Source organism: Methylophaga sp. SB9B (assembly GCF_004832235.1).
Taxonomy (GTDB): Bacteria; Pseudomonadota; Gammaproteobacteria; order Nitrosococcales; family Methylophagaceae; genus Methylophaga; species Methylophaga muralis.
On record NZ_SSXS01000032.1, the window covers coordinates 1 to 474 of the forward strand.

1 protein-coding gene is annotated in these 474 nt (G+C 46.0%); it reads left to right on the plus strand.

Features of this window, described 5'->3' with window-relative positions:
• Positions 1 to 119: 119 nt before the first annotated feature.
• On the plus strand, positions 120 to 474 hold a 355-nt coding region (locus E8Q33_RS15005), incomplete at its 3' end, for a hypothetical protein (protein WP_136555703.1).

The window sequence follows — 474 nt, forward strand, 5'->3', positions numbered from 1 at the left end:
AAGATTAACCAACGCTACGGCGAATTTACCGTGGCACCAATGCCTGTGATCGGACGTAGTGAGATGCCAAATGTAATAGCCCCCGCATGGAAGCCCACAGGCCATAGGAAGACGATCTGATGTGCGGAGGTGCTTATTTTCAATACGGCGATGAATTCATGCGGATGTATTTTCCTAATCCAAAAGCCATGCTGCCAGTGTTAAAAAAGGATGGCTCTATTGAGTTGTTACCCTGGGGTCGTCGACAAAAGCAACCTGGATTTTTACCTATAACTGGATGGGCAAAGATTGAATCCATTTATGGCGGCGTATGGGAGCGTTATTTTCCCAAGCCGGTAAAGATCCCTGTGTTAGCGTTTATGGAAAAAGATTTTGAAGGTCAGAGTCACTGGTATGACTTGCAGAAGGGGCAATACATTCAAGGTTTAGTGGCGAAAGAGGGTAATGAGCGTCGAGTATATGTGGTGACATTGG